11 protein-coding genes are annotated in these 13,910 nt (G+C 66.2%); 3 read left to right on the top strand and 8 right to left on the bottom strand.

The genetic code is table 11. The annotated features are described in order from the left end of the window. Position 1: 1 nt before the first annotated feature. The 7 genes from BLM15_RS17490 to BLM15_RS17520 all read right to left on the bottom strand — a co-directional run bounded on the left by BLM15_RS17490 (position 2) and on the right by BLM15_RS17520 (position 9,536). Positions 2 to 1,957 carry a hybrid sensor histidine kinase/response regulator gene (locus BLM15_RS17490; protein ID WP_236846334.1) on the bottom strand — a complete coding sequence of 652 codons (1,956 nt, stop codon included), beginning with the start codon at positions 1,955 to 1,957 and terminating at the stop codon, positions 2 to 4. A 91-nt stretch (positions 1,958 to 2,048) separates the two neighbouring features. After that, the gene (locus BLM15_RS17495) at positions 2,049 to 2,933 is read right to left on the bottom strand and encodes a DMT family transporter (protein WP_126113950.1); all 885 of its coding nucleotides are present in this window, start codon (positions 2,931 to 2,933) and stop codon (positions 2,049 to 2,051) included. A gap of 90 nt (positions 2,934 to 3,023) precedes the next feature. Beyond that, positions 3,024 to 4,313, bottom strand: coding sequence for an ArgE/DapE family deacylase (locus BLM15_RS17500; protein WP_126113951.1), 1,290 nt, complete (start codon positions 4,311 to 4,313; stop codon positions 3,024 to 3,026). A 139-nt stretch (positions 4,314 to 4,452) separates the two neighbouring features. After that, positions 4,453 to 6,060 (bottom strand): ABC transporter ATP-binding protein, encoded by a 1,608-nt coding sequence (locus tag BLM15_RS17505; RefSeq protein WP_126113952.1) that lies wholly within the window; start codon positions 6,058 to 6,060, stop codon positions 4,453 to 4,455. Beyond that, a complete protein-coding gene (locus BLM15_RS17510) occupies positions 6,060 to 6,896 on the bottom strand; it encodes an ABC transporter permease (RefSeq protein WP_126113953.1) in 837 nt (278 codons plus the stop codon). The genes BLM15_RS17505 and BLM15_RS17510 overlap by 1 nt, the downstream gene beginning before the upstream one ends. Next, a complete protein-coding gene (locus BLM15_RS17515) occupies positions 6,893 to 7,870 on the bottom strand; it encodes an ABC transporter permease (protein WP_126113954.1) in 978 nt (325 codons plus the stop codon). Before BLM15_RS17515 ends, BLM15_RS17510 begins: the two co-directional genes overlap by 4 nt. A gap of 109 nt (positions 7,871 to 7,979) precedes the next feature. Next, positions 7,980 to 9,536, bottom strand: a complete 1,557-nt coding sequence (locus tag BLM15_RS17520) for an ABC transporter substrate-binding protein (RefSeq protein WP_126113955.1) — start codon at positions 9,534 to 9,536, stop codon at positions 7,980 to 7,982. Positions 9,537 to 9,757: 221 nt separating this feature from the next. Here BLM15_RS17520 and BLM15_RS17525 point away from each other — a divergent pair, with 221 nt between their 5' ends. Further along, positions 9,758 to 10,561 carry an IclR family transcriptional regulator gene (locus BLM15_RS17525; protein WP_164547548.1) on the top strand — a complete coding sequence of 268 codons (804 nt, stop codon included), beginning with the start codon at positions 9,758 to 9,760 and terminating at the stop codon, positions 10,559 to 10,561. A gap of 1 nt (position 10,562) precedes the next feature. On the opposite strand, the gene BLM15_RS17530 is transcribed toward BLM15_RS17525, so the two are convergent. Beyond that, a complete protein-coding gene (locus BLM15_RS17530) occupies positions 10,563 to 10,994 on the bottom strand; it encodes an Lrp/AsnC family transcriptional regulator (protein WP_126113957.1) in 432 nt (143 codons plus the stop codon). A 119-nt stretch (positions 10,995 to 11,113) separates the two neighbouring features. On the opposite strand from BLM15_RS17530, the gene BLM15_RS17535 reads away from it, so the two are divergent. Continuing rightward, a complete protein-coding gene (locus BLM15_RS17535; RefSeq protein WP_126113958.1) occupies positions 11,114 to 12,241 on the top strand; it encodes a saccharopine dehydrogenase family protein in 1,128 nt (375 codons plus the stop codon). A gap of 146 nt (positions 12,242 to 12,387) precedes the next feature. Continuing rightward, on the top strand, positions 12,388 to 13,875 hold the full coding sequence (locus BLM15_RS17540) for a M81 family metallopeptidase (protein ID WP_126113959.1): 1,488 nt from the start codon (positions 12,388 to 12,390) through the stop codon (positions 13,873 to 13,875). Positions 13,876 to 13,910 lie beyond the last annotated feature (35 nt).

The raw sequence follows: 13,910 nt of genomic DNA on the forward strand, positions 1-13,910 counted from the left end.
CTCAGGCGGCAGCCGCCGTCGCGCGCCGTGCCATGGCAGCCGCAACCGCCTTCTCGAGATCGGCCTGCCAGAACGGCTTGTTCAACCGCAGCACGCCCGACCTGGCGCCGGCTGGCAAATCGGCATAGCCGGTCGCGAGAATCACCGGCAGGGCCGGCCAGCGCTCGCCGACCTCTGCGATAAGCTGCGCGCCGGTCATCTGCGGCATGGCGTGGTCGGTGATCAGCAGGTCGATGGCTTCCCCGCCTTCCAGAGCCGCCAGCGCCTCCCGACCCGAGCTGGCCTCGATGACCCTGTGGCCGAGATCCTCGAGCAGAGCCGTGGTGTTCATCAGCACGAGCGCATCGTCGTCGACCGCCAGAACAGTGAGCGGTCGCGGCGCCATGTCGGCTTCGGTCTTTGGCTCGACTGGCCTTGGCGCAGGTTCGGCTGCAATGGCTGCGGTCGCAGCCGGCAGCCAGATCTCCACCGTGGTCCCTTGCCCGAGCCGGCTGTCGAGCAATAGCCGGCCACCAAGCTGCTCGGCCATGCCATGCACCATCGAGAGGCCTAAACCCGTGCCCTTGCCCACGCCCTTAGTGGTGAAGAACGGCTCGGTCGCCTGGGCGAGCGTTCTGGCATCCATCCCGCTGCCGGTGTCGCCTACCGAAAGGCGGACATAACGTCCTGCCGGCAAGCCGATCCTGTGCCCGCTGCCGACCCGCTCATTGCTACCTCTGATCCGCAGCACGCCACCCTCCGGCATGGCGTCGCGAGCATTGACGGCGAGATTGAGCACGGCGGTTTCGAGCTGGTTGGGATCGGCGGCAGCCATGACGAGATCGGCCGGAAAATCCGTCTCGATCCGGATCAGCGGCCCCAGCGAGCGCTGCAGGAGGTCCCCCATCTCGGCAACCAGAACGTCGACCGCCACGGGCTTCAATTCGAGCTCCTGCTTGCGGGCGAAGGAGAGCATGCGCTGCGTCAGGGAGATGCCCCGGCTCGCCCCCTTGATCGCATTGTCGATCAGGCCGAGCTGGCGTTCGTCGCCGATCTGGCGACGAACGAGTTCGAGGCTCCCGAGCACGGCCGTGAGCAGGTTGTTGAAGTCATGCGCCACACCGCCGGTGAGCTGGCCGAGCGCCTCGATCTTCTGCGCCTGGAACAGCGCCTCGCGCGCCGCATCAAGCTCGGCCTGGACCTTGTGGCGCTCGGTGAGATCGCGGGTGATCTTGGCGAAGCCGATGATCTCACCGCCATCGTCGCGGATCGGGTCGATGACGACATGCGCCCAGAACGCCTCGCCGTTCTTGCGCAGGCGCCAGCCCTCCTTCTCGAAGCTGCCATTGTCGATGGCGGTCTGCAAGGCGCGCTCGGGCTCGCCATTGGCGCGGTCTGCGGGCTGATAGAACAACGAGAAATGCCGGCCGACGATCTCGTCAGGGCAATAGCCCTTGATCCGCTGCGCTCCGGCATTCCAGTTCGTGACCACGCCATCGCGATCGATCATGTAGATCGCATAGTCGGTGACGCCCTGGACGAGCAGGCGGAAACGCTCTTCGCTGCGCCGCAGCGCCTGGTCGGCCTCGCGCCGCTCGGTCAGGTCCCGCGTGACCTTGGCATAGCCGAGCACCCGGCCGGTCGCCGGGTTGAGGATCGGATCGATGACGACATGAGCCCAGAAGCGGGTGCCGTCCTTGCGGATGCGCCAGCCTTCCTTCTCGAAGCGTCCCTCTTCGGCGGCTTGGCGCAGCGCGCGCGCCGGCAGCCCAGCAGCCCGGTCCTCCTCGGTATAGAAGCGCGAGAACGACTGGCCGATAATCTCGTGATCCTCATAACCCTTGAACCGTCGAGCGCCCGGGTTCCAGCTGATCACAATTCCCTGCGGATCGAGCATATAGATGGCGTAGTCGGTGACGGACTCCACCAGCAGCCGGTAGCGCTCGGCGGTCACCGGACCTTCCGCAATCTGAAGCACGTTTGGAACCTTGGCGTCTGACATGTCGAACGCGCTGAACGCGGCACTTCGGAAAAGGTTCCCGGTGGAACAAAGAAAAATTGACCTATGGTCAGCGCGCGGGCTTCGGCGAGACCAGAATCGCACCCGAAGCCGCGACGACGAGCACCAGTCCGAGCCAGTCGCTCGTCGCCGGGCGTTCGCCGAGCAGAAGGACAGAACCCAGTGCCCCGACCGCCGGAACCATCAGCGTGCCGAGGCTGGCGATGCCGGCGGGGAGCCGGGCGATCACGGTGAACCAGAGGAAATACGCGAGCGCCTGCGCGCCAAGGATATGGAAGGTGAGCGCGGCCGCGACCGGAGGCGACAGCGTCTTTGGAACTGGCAGGCCTTCGAAAATCAGCATGCCGATGCCGGCAGTGGCGCCACCGATCAGCAATTGCCAGGCGGCGATCGCCAGCGTCGGCGCCGCGACCGGCCAGCGCTTGGTGATGATGGTGCCCAGCGCCCAGCTGACGCTGGCGAGCAAAGCGAGGGCGAGCCCCGGTGAGAGCTGGCCCGCTTGGATCAGCGGCAGGCCAAGACAGAGCAATCCGGCAATGCCCAACCCCAAGCCGATCAGCCGCGGGCGGTCGAAGCGTTCGCCCAGCACCGGCCAGGCCATCAGTGTCGCCCAGACCGGCATGGTGAAGGTCAGGATCGCGGCACGCGAAGTCGGCGCCATCAACTGCGCGAAGGCGAGCAGGATATTGAAGGCGGCGATCGAGAGGATGCCGGCGACGACCAGCCTCGGCCAATGCGCCGCGGGCACCTTGAGACTGACGCCCCGCGCCAGAGCGACCGCGACCAGAGCGAGGCCGGCGAAGGTCATGCCGCCGGCCCGCAAGGTCCAGGGCGCGATCTCGGTTAGCGAGATCCGGACCGCCGGCCAGTTGAAGCCCCAGAGCAGCCCGAGCAGCGGGACGAGCAGGAGCGAGCGGGCGGGAAGAGGCAGCATGAGGCGACTATGCGGGAGGATGCGTTGGCGACGTCATGCCATTTCGATGGAAGCTGGATGCACGACAGGCGGGCGTCCAGCCTGCCTCGTTCAGCCGGCGACCGGCTCGACGCCGCACCATTCGGCGACGAAGAGCGCCATGGTGCCGGTGATGCGCTTCAGCGACGCGAGACTGACGCGCTCGTCGAAGGCGTGGATGTTCTGCGAGATCGGCCCATAGCAGAGCGCCGGCACCTTGTCGTAGAGCGCATAGACGCGGGTATCGAGATAGCCTGGGGTCATGAAGCTCTTCAGCGGCTTGCCGGTCGAGCCCTGATGGGCGCGGCCAAGCACGGCTTCCGCCTCGCTGCCGGGTGCGAGCACATAGCCCTCTGACCAGAAGCCGTTGAAGACAACCTTGGGCGGGTTGTTCGAGAGGAAATTGTCGGTGCGCGCGAAGGTAAGCACCTTCGCCTCGATGCGCTTGCCGAGCTCGGCGGCGGACATGCCGGGATAGAGACCGATCCGGCAGTCGACCTTGCACCAGCACGGCACCGAGGAGGCCCAGTCGCCGCCCTCGATCTTGCCGATGTTGAGATTGATCGGGTGTGCGATCTCCGCGAAATGCTCCCGTCCGGACTTCTCGCGATTGAGTTCCTCCTCGAGCTCGCGCAGCGCGCCGACGACGCGATAGGCCGCATCGATGGCATTGGCGCCGACGCCCATCTCGCGGACATGCACCGGCTCGCCACGGACCTCGAACTGGAACCAGAGCACGCCGGTATTGGCGCGAACCAGCATCTCCTCCTCCGGCTCGGGGATCAGCACGGCATCGGCTTTGTAGCCGCGTAGATGCGTCATCAGCGCACCGTTGCCGGTCGACTCCTCCTCGACCACAGACTGGACGTAGACGGTCGCCGCCGGCTGCAGGCCGATGCGCGCGAGCGCGTCGAGGCAGAAGAGGTTGGCCGCGCCGCCGGCCTTCATGTCGGCGCCGCCGCGGCCATAGAGCCAGTCGCCGTCCACGACCGGATCGAAGGGCGGATGCGTCCAGAGCTCGGCCGGGCCGGTCGGCACCACGTCGACATGGGCCTGCAGGATCAGCGAGCGCCCTTTCTCCTCGCGCGGGTGGTGGATGCCGACGACGATCGGCGCTTCCGAGTGCGTGTCCGAGAACGGCGCGCCGCCGGGATGGTTGGCGATCGCCTCATGATCCATGGCGAAGCGGTCCATGGTGAAGCCGCGCGCTTTGAGGGCTCGGAAGACGAAATCCTGAACGGTGTGCTCATCGCCGCGCGTCGAAGGGAAGCGGATCATCTCCTGGGTGAAGGCGATCTGCTCGGCAAAGCCCGCTTCGACGGAAGCGAGGATGCGGTCACGCAAGGCGGGATCGAGCGGCATGGCTGGGGTCTCCGGTCACATAGACGAGTGTTTCGCTGGCTCGTCATGGTCGGGCTTGACCCGACCATCTCGGAAACCAGCTATCTGGTCACGAGATTCTCGGGTCTGCGCTGCGCTCCGCCCGAGAATGACGCATGGCTCACCGCCCGAACCGCTCCCCGCCCGGGACGGCGGCGAGCAGTTGGCGGGTGTAGGCGTGCTGGGGGGCGGCGAAGAGCGCTGCGGTCGGACCGCTCTCGACGATCTTGCCGCGCTGCATCACCGCGATCTTGTCGCAGATCTGCGCGGCAACGCGCAGGTCGTGGGTGACGAACAGGATCGCGAGGCCGAGCCGCTGCTGGATGTCCTTGATCAGCGTCAGGATCTGCGCCTGTACGGAGACGTCGAGCGCCGAGACCGCCTCGTCCGCGACGAGCACGTCCGGCTCGAGCGCGAGCGCGCGGGCGATGCCGATGCGCTGGCGCTGGCCGCCGGAGAATTCGTGCGGATAGCGGTCGATCGCATTGGCGGAGAGCCCGACCAGCTCGAGCAGCTCCTTCGCCCGCGCCAGCGCGTCCTTGCGTGACGTGCCGTGCGCGACCGGCCCGTCCGAGATGATCCGCCCGACAGTCTGGCGCGGGTTGAGCGAGGCGAACGGGTCCTGGAAGACCATCTGGATGCGCTTGCGATGCGGGCGCAGCGCCGCGACGCTGAGGTCGGTGATGGTGAGATCACCGAGGACGATGCGGCCTGAATCCGGCTCGATCAGGCGCAGGCAGCAGCGCCCGACCGTCGACTTGCCCGAACCGGACTCGCCGACGAGCCCGAGCGTCTCGCCCCTGGCCAGGGTGAAGCTGACATCGTCGGCCGCCCTGACCTCACGGCCCGGGCGGAAAAAGGCGCGCTTGCGATAGACCTTGCCGAGCTTTTCGACGGTGAGCACCGGCTTGCTCTCCGGCAGCGGCGGCCGCTCCGGCGGCGTCAGCGAAGGCACGGCGGCGAGCAGCTTCTGCGTATAGGGATGGCGCGGCGAGCCCAGCACCTGATCGACGGTGCCCTCCTCGACCAGAACGCCCTTCTCCAGCACGGCGATGCGGTCGGCGATCTCGGCGACGACGCCCATGTCGTGGGTGATGAACAAGACCGCCGTGCCATGCTTGTGGCGAAGATTGTCGAGCAGCTTGAGGATCTGCGCCTGCGTGGTCACGTCGAGCGCGGTGGTCGGCTCGTCGGCGATCAGCAGCTTGGGTTCGAGCGCCAGCGCCATCGCGATCATCACACGCTGGCGCTGGCCGCCCGAAAGCTCGTGCGGATAGGCGCGCGCCAGCCGCTCGGGCTCGGGCAGGCCGACCTCGGTCAGCAGCGCCACGGCACGGGCATAGCGCTCCGGCTTGCTGAGCAACCCGTGCGCCTCGAAGGTCTCGATGATCTGGTCGGCGACGCGCATGACCGGGTTGAGCGAGGTCATCGGCTCCTGGAAGATCATGCCGACCTCGCGGCCGCGCACGTCCTGCATGGTGTCCTCGGACAGCGCCAGCAGATCGCGGCCGGCGAGTCTGATCGCGCCCGCGACCGGCTTCACCGCCTTGGGCAGCAAGCCCATCACGGCATGGGCGATCATCGACTTGCCGGAGCCGGATTCGCCGACGACGCAGAGCGTCTCGCCGGGCGCGATGGCGAGCGTGACATTCTCGACGGCAAAGGGGCGGTCGGCCAGCGACGGCAGAGCGAGCTTGAGGCCTTCGATCGCAAGAACGGGAGCGGCCATCATTCCCTCTCCCGGGCAAGGCGCGGGTTCAGCGCGTCGTTCAGTCCCTCGCCGGCGAGGTTGAGCGCCAGCACGGTCAGGAAGATCGCGACGCCCGGGAAGAAGCTGATCCACCAGGCGTCGAGCAGGCGCGTGCGACCGGCGCCGACCATGTAGCCCCAGCTCATCAGATTGGGATCGCCAAGGCCGAGGAAGGACAGCGAGGATTCGAGCAGGATCGCCGAGCCGATCATCAGCGAGCCCATGACGATGATCGGCGCGATCGTATTGGGCAGGACCTGGCTCCAGATGATGCGCGCGGTCGGCTGGCCGATGGTGATCGCGGCCTGGACGTATTCGCGCGTTTTCAGCGAGAGCACCTCGCCGCGCACCAATCGCGCCACGGGCGGCCAACTGACCACGCCGATGGCGAGTACGATCGAGCCAAGCTTCGGTTGCAGGATCGCGACCAGCACGATGGCGAGCGCAAACGACGGAATGGTCTGGAAGAATTCGGTGAAGCGCATCAGCGCATCGTCGACGATCCCGCCGGCATAGCCGGCGATGGCGCCGAGCGGCACCCCGATCAAGAGCGCGACAATCGTCGAGACCAGCCCGATCGTCAGCGAGACGCGGGCGCCATGCGCCAGGCCCGAGGCGATGTCGCGCCCGAGCGTGTCAGTGCCCAGCGGGAAACGGTCCATCACGAAGGGCGCGAGGAAGGGTCGCGCCACCGTGCGCCAGGGCGATTGCTGATAGAGCGAGGGCGCGAGGATGGCGAAGAGCACCACCACGACCAGGATGGTAAGGCCGATCAGGGCGCCGCGATTGCGGGCGAAGCGCTTGAGGAAGTTCATGACACCGCCTCGATGCGCGGATCGGCCAGCCGGTAGACGAGATCGGTCAGGATGTTGAAACCGACGACCATGGCCGAGGATATGAAGAAGACACCGAGCAGCACGGAATAATCGCGCTGCACCAGGGCATCGAACATCAGGCGCCCAATACCAGGCCAGGCGAAGACCGTCTCGGTCAGCACGGCGCCGCCGACCAGTTGCCCGGCCTGCAGGCCCGCCAGTGTCACCACCGGCAGGATCGCGTTGCGGGCGACATGGCGGCGCGAGATAACGCCGGGGCTGAGGCCTTTGGCACGCGCAGTCTTGACGAAATCGGCGCCGGCAACCTCGAGCATCGAGGCCCGCATCATCCTTGCGTAAAGCGCGGTGAAGAACAGGCCGAGCGTGAGGGCCGGCAGGACGAGATGGCTGGCGATATCGAGCGCGCGGGCGAGCCCGGTATAGTTCGCGCCGATGCTCTCGTAGCCGACATTGGGTACGAGACCGAGTTTCAGCGAGAAGACGATCTGGCTCATTAGCGCGACCCAGAACAAGGGCGTCGCATAGAAGACCAGCGCCAGAGTGGTGATGACGCTGTCCTGCCAGCGGCCGGCGCGGCGGGCGGCGAGCGCGCCCATCAGGACGCCCAGCCCCAGCGAGACGAGGAAAGCCGCACCGGTCAGCAGCAGCGTCGCAGGCAGACGGTCGAGGATCAGGCTCAGCACGCTCTGCTGCTGGCGGTAGCTGAAGCCGAGATCGAAGGTGAGATAGCCCTTGAGATAGACCCAGAGCTGGGTCAGCAGCGGCTGGTCAAGGCCGAAGCGCTCGCGCAATTGGATCAGCAACTGCTCGTCGGCAGCGCCGGCTTCGCCAGCCAGCACCTGCGCCGGGTCACCAGGGGCGGCCCGGATCAGGAAGAAGTTCAGCACCGCGATGGCGAAGAGGACGACGATCCCCTTCGCGAGCCGGCCGGCGAGGAATTGCGCGAGGTTCATTCAGGCTCCGCTGGCGTCATTCTCGGGCGAAGCGCAGCGCAGACCCGAGAATCTCTTGCAGGAGATGCTCGGGTCAGGCCCGAGCATGACGTGATCCTGTCGGATCACATCACTCCTTCCAGGCATCACGGAAGCCGTCGTCGACGCCGACGCCGGTGGTGACGAGGTTCTTGACGTTGCAGCGATAGATGGTCGGGAAATCCATCTCCAGCAGCCAGAGCACCGGCAGTTCGTCGGCCAGGAGCTTCTGCACTTTCGTGTAAAGCTCCTGTCGCGCGCTGTCCGTCGGCGCGATCGCCGCCTCGGCGAAGAGCTTGTCGACCTCGGGATTCGAGTAGCCACCGACATTGGCGAAGGGATTGCCCTTGGCGATGTTCGAGGTGATGTAGCTGCGCGCCACGCCCATGGCGGGGTCACCGAGCTGGTAGAGGAAGTTGAAGTTGAGGTCGAAGTCCCAGTTGCTGGCCTTCTGTGTCCAGCCGGGCACGTCGGTGTTCTCGACCTGCACCTTGACCCCGACATCCTCGAGGTTCTGCTTGATCGCCTCGGTCCAGCGGGTCCAGGTCTCGCCATAGGGCAGGTTGAGCAGCCGGATCGTCTCGCCCTTATAGCCGGAGGCCTTGATCAATTCCTTCGCCTTCTTCGGGTCGAAGGCGTAGAGCGGCACATCGGACGAGTAGAACTTGGTCTTCGACGAGATCGGGCCGGTCGGCAGCTTGCCGAGCCCACCCCAGACCACCTCGCGGCCGAATTCGCGATCGATCGCGTACATCAACCCCTGGCGGAACTGCTTGTTGCCCAAAATGCCGTTGCGGACATTCGGCGTCAGCCAGGCATGAGGCGCGAACATCTCCCAGCCCTTTGTGGTCATGCAGGTGTTGGGCAGCTTGGCGAGCCGCGCCACGTCGTAGACGTCGACCGAGCCGCCTGTCAGCACGTCGACCTTGCCGGTCTCGTAGGCGACCGCGCGCGCCGCCGCATCGGGGATGATCTGCCAGTAGATCTCGTCGAGGTTCGGCCTGCCCTTCAGCCAGTAATTCTCGTTTTTGACGAGGTGGATGTAGGAGCCCTTCTTCCACTCCTTAAGCTTGAACGGACCAGTGCCGATCGGCGTATTGTTGGCCGGGTTGGCGCGATAATCGGTGCCATCATAGATGTGCTTCGGGATCATCGGCGCGGAGGCGACCTCCTGCGTCATGATCATCGGGCCGAAGGGCTGCTTCAGCGTGATCTTGACGGTGAGGTCGTCGACCTTCTCGATCTTCTCGACCTGGGCGTTGACGATCGGACGCCAGCGCGGATGGACCTCGCGCAGGAACTTGTCGAGGGTGAAGACAACGTCGTCGGCGGTGAACGGCTTGCCGTCATGCCAGGTCACACCCTCCTGCAGCTTGAAGGTGTAGACCTTGGCGTCCGGCGAAATTTCCCAGCTCTTGGCCAGCGAGGGCTGCGGCTCGAGCTTCTCGTTATAGCGCAGCAGGGATTCGTAGATGTTGCCGGCGACCATGTTGGTCGGGCCGTTCTGGTTGAGCCCCTGCATCAGCATCGGCGGCTCGGGCTGGACGACGACGTGGACCGTGCCGCCCTTCTTCGGTTCCTGCGCCTGTGCCACGCCGAGCGCCAGGACGGAGGCGGCGAGCGCCAGGCCAAATCTCAATCCGGTCATCGTCGTTCTCCGTTCCCAGCGCCGGGATCCGCAGCACGCAGCGGTCCAGGCGTCCCCGTTTTTCGTTCACCAGCCAGCTCAGGCCGATCGCACCCGATCAAGCGCCCGTTGGCAAGCTCCGCCGCAATGAAAGCGAGAGACAAATTCCGTGTCAAGGATTGACATGCTGTGTTATTAGGCGACACGCTCAGCAAACGAACATGGCGCAGCCTTCAGGTGCAATGAATCAGGAAGACCGAGACAGGACCGCGCAATTGCCACCGGGCGTGCCGATCGTCCGGGCGGTCGACCGCGCCATCGCCTTGCTCAGGGCCTTCCGCCCGGAGCACCCGCGGCTCGGCCTGAGCGAGCTGGCGCGGCAGGTCGGGCTCGACAAGGGCACGACGCGGCGGCTGCTGCTGACGCTCCAGCTCAACGAGCTCGTCGAGTATGACGAGCATTCGCAGAGCTATGCCCTCGCCGTCGGCCTGATCGAGCTCGGCAGCGCCGTCACGACCGGTCGCGAACTCCGTGACATCTCCGGGCCCTATCTGACCGAGATCGCCGAGAAGACCGGCGCGACGTCCTTCCTTTGGGTCCATATCGCCGGGCGTGGCCTCTGCGTCGATCGCGTGCGCGCTTCGCTGCCGCATGTCGACGCAACCTGGTTTGCGGTAGGGGCGCAGGCGCCGCTAAACTGCGGCGGCGGCCCGCGCGTGCTGCTCGCCTATCTCGACGACGAGCAGCGCCGGGCGGCCCTCTCGCTCGACCTGCCCAAGCGCGCGCCGGCGAGTCAGACCGATCCCGAACTGCTCTGGCGCGAAGCCGACCGCATCCGGGAACAGGGCTGGGAGCTTGCTGCCGACGACTTCTTCATCGGGCTGACCGGCGTCGGCGTGCCGATTTTCGACCGCAGCGGCGCGCTCGCAGGGGCGCTCAGCATCTCCTCGTTGACCTCGATCGTCGCGCCGGAAGGCCATCCGGTGCATCTCGACGCGTTGCTCGACGCGGCGGCGCGGATCGGCGCGCGGGTGCTGCCGGCTTGAGCTAGCGTTCGATCCGGGTCGACAGGATGATCGAGGACATAGTGCGCTCGACACCTTCGAGTGCGCCGATCCGGTCGATCAACCCGTCGAGCTCGCCGATCGAGGGCGCGACGACCACCGCGATCATGTCGAACTGACCGCTGACCGAGTGCAGCGTCCTGATCTCGGAGATGCGGCGCAGCTCCGCCTCGACGCGACCCGCGAGCTTCGGCAAGGCGGTGATCAGGACATGCGCCTTGACCTGGCCCTTTTCGTAGTCATCCGAGAGCCGGGCGGTATAGCCGGCAATGACGCCGCGGCGTTCCAGCCGCTCGATCCGGCTCTGCACCGTCGTGCGCGACAGGCCGAGCTTGCGGCCGAGCTCGGCCACCGGCGCACGGGCGTTCTCGGTGAGCAGGGTCAGGAGCTGGCGATCGGTCTGGTCGGTTAGCATAGCGCCGAGACCTTACGGCGTTTCGCTGAAAAATCCCATATGAATCGTCGTGTCGCCTGCTTCTAACCGACGAACTCTTCGGTGACTCTGTCTCTAGAAACAGACTCATCGGGGGAACCATGAAAAACGTGGTCGTCATCGGCGCCGGCAAGATTGGCGCAACAATCGCCGACCTGCTCGGCGCCACCGGGGATTACCGCGTGGTGATCGCCGACCGCTCCAACGAACAGCTCGCCGCGATCAAGACCAGCCCGACGATCTCAACGCGCAGGGTCGACATTACCGACGCGGCCGAGCTCGCCCAGGTCCTCAACGGCGCCTTCGCCGTGCTCTCGGCCGCGCCCTACGACCTGACGACGCGCATCGCCGAAGCGGCCGCGGCGCAGGGCGTGCATTATCTCGACCTGACCGAGGACGTCGCCTCGACGCGGCGGGTCAAGGAACTGGCCCTGACCGCCAAGGCGGCGCTGATTCCGCAATGTGGGCTGGCGCCGGGCTTCATCTCGATCGTCGCCGCCGATCTCGCCCGCGACTTCGACCAGCTCGACAGCCTGAAGCTGCGCGTCGGCGCGCTGCCGCAGTACCCGTCGAACGCGCTGAACTACAACCTGACCTGGAGCACGGACGGGGTCATCAACGAGTACTGCGAACCCTGCGAAGCGGTCGTCAACGGCGAGCGCGTGCTGGTGCCGGCGATGGAGGAGCGCGAGGAGTTCTCGCTCGACGGCATCACCTACGAGGCCTTCAACACCTCGGGCGGGCTCGGCACGCTTTGCGACACGCTCGCCGGCAAGGTGCGCACGCTGAACTACCGCACCATCCGCTATCCCGGCCATTGCGCGATCATGAAGGCGCTGCTGCAGGATCTGCGCCTGTCCGAGCGCCGCGATGTGCTGAAGGACATCTTCGAGAACGCCCTGCCGAGCACCCTGCAAGACGTGGTCGTGATCTTCGTCACCGCCAGCGGTCGGCTGAACGGGCGGCTGACCCAGCAGACCTATGCCAACAAGGTCTACAGTGCCGTGGTCGGCGGCGTGATGCGCAGCGCCATCCAGATCACCACGGCATCGGGCATCTGCGCCGTGCTCGATCTGCTCGCCCAGGGCAAACTGCCGCAAAAGGGCTTCGTCAAGCAGGAGGACATCGGCTTCGACGCCTTCCTCGCCAACCGCTTCGGCCGCGCCTATGCCCGGCCCGAGGATCTCGGCAACGCGCCCGGCGAGAGTCACGCGGCCCGCGCCGCCTGAGCAGGCGCCAAGCATATTCGCCCTCGGCTCGCAAGCGAGCCAATGCAGGGCGCGCATGAACGACTTTGGGCTGGCAGCGGCCCAAAGCCGAGCTACAAGACAAAAAATGGTTCCATAGGGAACGTTTCCGGGGGAACGACCGAACGATGGCCAGACGCGTCCTGATCGCGGAATTCATGCATGAGACGAACACGTTCAGTGTTCAGCTCACCGATGAGGCGGTGTTCCGCCATCACGGCGTCTTCCGCGACAACGAGGTTCCCGCTGCCTTCCAGGGCACCCGGACCTCGATGGGTGCAGCCTTCGAAGCGGCCGAGAAGTTCGGTTGGAGCCTGGTCCATCCGCTGGTCACCGGCGCCAATCCCTCCGGCCGCGTCACCGATGCTGCTTTTGACGTCTTCGCCAACATGATCCTCGCCGCCTGCGAGCGGCTCGACGGCGTGTTGCTGCATCTGCACGGCGCGATGGCGACGGAAAGCTCGGACGACGGCGAAGGCGAATTGCTGAAGCGCATCCGTGCCAAGGTCGGTCCTGACGTGCCGGTCATCGCGGTCCTCGACCTGCACGCGACTCTGACCCAGTTGATGGCTGACAATGCCAATGCGCTGATCTCCTACCGGACCTATCCGCATATCGACCAGTATGAGCGGACCTGGCAGGCGGCCGAGCTGCTCGAACGGGCGATGAAGGGTGAGATCAGGCCGCGCGTCGCGGTCGCCCGCCGGCCGATTCTCTACGCTCTCGATGGCGGGCGCACGACCTCGCCGCCGTTCATGGAGTTGCTGCGTCGCGGCGACGTGCTGGAAGCGGCGGGTGATGCGCTCGTGGTCAGCGTCCAGGCCGGCTTCTCCTCGGCCGATGTGCACGATATCGGCCCCTCAATCGCCGTCACCCATGACGACCGCGGCAAGGCGCAGGCCATCGCCGAGGAGCTGATGGACTATGCCTGGGAGCAGCGGCATTTCTCCTCGATCCACTTCACCCCGCTGAAGGAGGCGATGGCCAGGGCCAAGGCGGGCGAAGGCACGCTCGGGCCCGAGGCAGGCGGCAAGCCGCTGGTGATCTCCGACTATTCCGACAATCCGGGCTCCGGCGCCTATGGCGACGCGACCAACCTGCTGCGTGCCGTGCTCGAGGCCGGCCTCAGGAATGTCGGCTTCCATGCCATCCGCGATCCCGAGGCGGCGCTCGCGGCGCAGGCGGCCGGCGTCGGCAACCGCGTCAGGCTGAAGCTCGGCGGCAAGGTCGATCCGAATACCGGCGGCGGACCGCTCGATCTCGACGCCCATGTCGTGGCGCTGACCGACGGGCATTTCATCTGCTACGGGCCGATGGCCGGCGGCGTCTGGCGCAATTACGGGCTCTCGGCCCTGCTGCGGGTCGACGATGTCGAGATCATCGTCATCACCCATAATGGCCAGGCGACCGACCTTGCCCAGTTCACCTCGCTCGGCGTCGAGCCGACGCGGAAATCGACGGTCATCGTCAAGTCGATGCAGCATTTTCGCGCCGCCTTCGAGCCGATCGCCCGCGAGGTGATCGAGGTCGACACCGGCGCGCTCTCGACCAAGAATTTCAAGGAGCGCCCCTACAGGAAGGTGCGCCGCCCGATCTTCCCGCTCGACGACATCTGAGCAGGATTGAAGACCACGACCGGCCGAAAGCGCCG

This window comes from Bosea sp. Tri-49 (genome assembly GCF_003952665.1).
GTDB lineage: Bacteria > Pseudomonadota > Alphaproteobacteria > Rhizobiales > Beijerinckiaceae > Allobosea.

Excerpts from the sequence above, each read along its gene's own strand:
- BLM15_RS17500 (WP_126113951.1), bottom strand. The coding sequence starts at position 4,313 with ATGCCGCTCGATCCCGCCTTGCGTGACCGCATCCTCGCTTCCGTCGAA.
- BLM15_RS17525 (WP_164547548.1), top strand. The coding sequence starts at position 9,758 with ATGAATCAGGAAGACCGAGACAGGACCGCGCAATTGCCACCGGGCGTG.
- BLM15_RS17530 (WP_126113957.1), bottom strand. The coding sequence starts at position 10,994 with ATGCTAACCGACCAGACCGATCGCCAGCTCCTGACCCTGCTCACCGAG.
- BLM15_RS17510 (WP_126113953.1), bottom strand. The coding sequence starts at position 6,896 with ATGAACTTCCTCAAGCGCTTCGCCCGCAATCGCGGCGCCCTGATCGGC.
- BLM15_RS17535 (WP_126113958.1), top strand. The coding sequence starts at position 11,114 with ATGAAAAACGTGGTCGTCATCGGCGCCGGCAAGATTGGCGCAACAATC.
- BLM15_RS17520 (WP_126113955.1), bottom strand. The coding sequence starts at position 9,536 with ATGACCGGATTGAGATTTGGCCTGGCGCTCGCCGCCTCCGTCCTGGCG.
- BLM15_RS17505 (WP_126113952.1), bottom strand. The coding sequence starts at position 6,060 with ATGGCCGCTCCCGTTCTTGCGATCGAAGGCCTCAAGCTCGCTCTGCCG.
- BLM15_RS17515 (WP_126113954.1), bottom strand. The coding sequence starts at position 7,870 with ATGAACCTCGCGCAATTCCTCGCCGGCCGGCTCGCGAAGGGGATCGTC.
- BLM15_RS17540 (WP_126113959.1), top strand. The coding sequence starts at position 12,388 with ATGGCCAGACGCGTCCTGATCGCGGAATTCATGCATGAGACGAACACG.
- BLM15_RS17495 (WP_126113950.1), bottom strand. The coding sequence starts at position 2,933 with ATGCTGCCTCTTCCCGCCCGCTCGCTCCTGCTCGTCCCGCTGCTCGGG.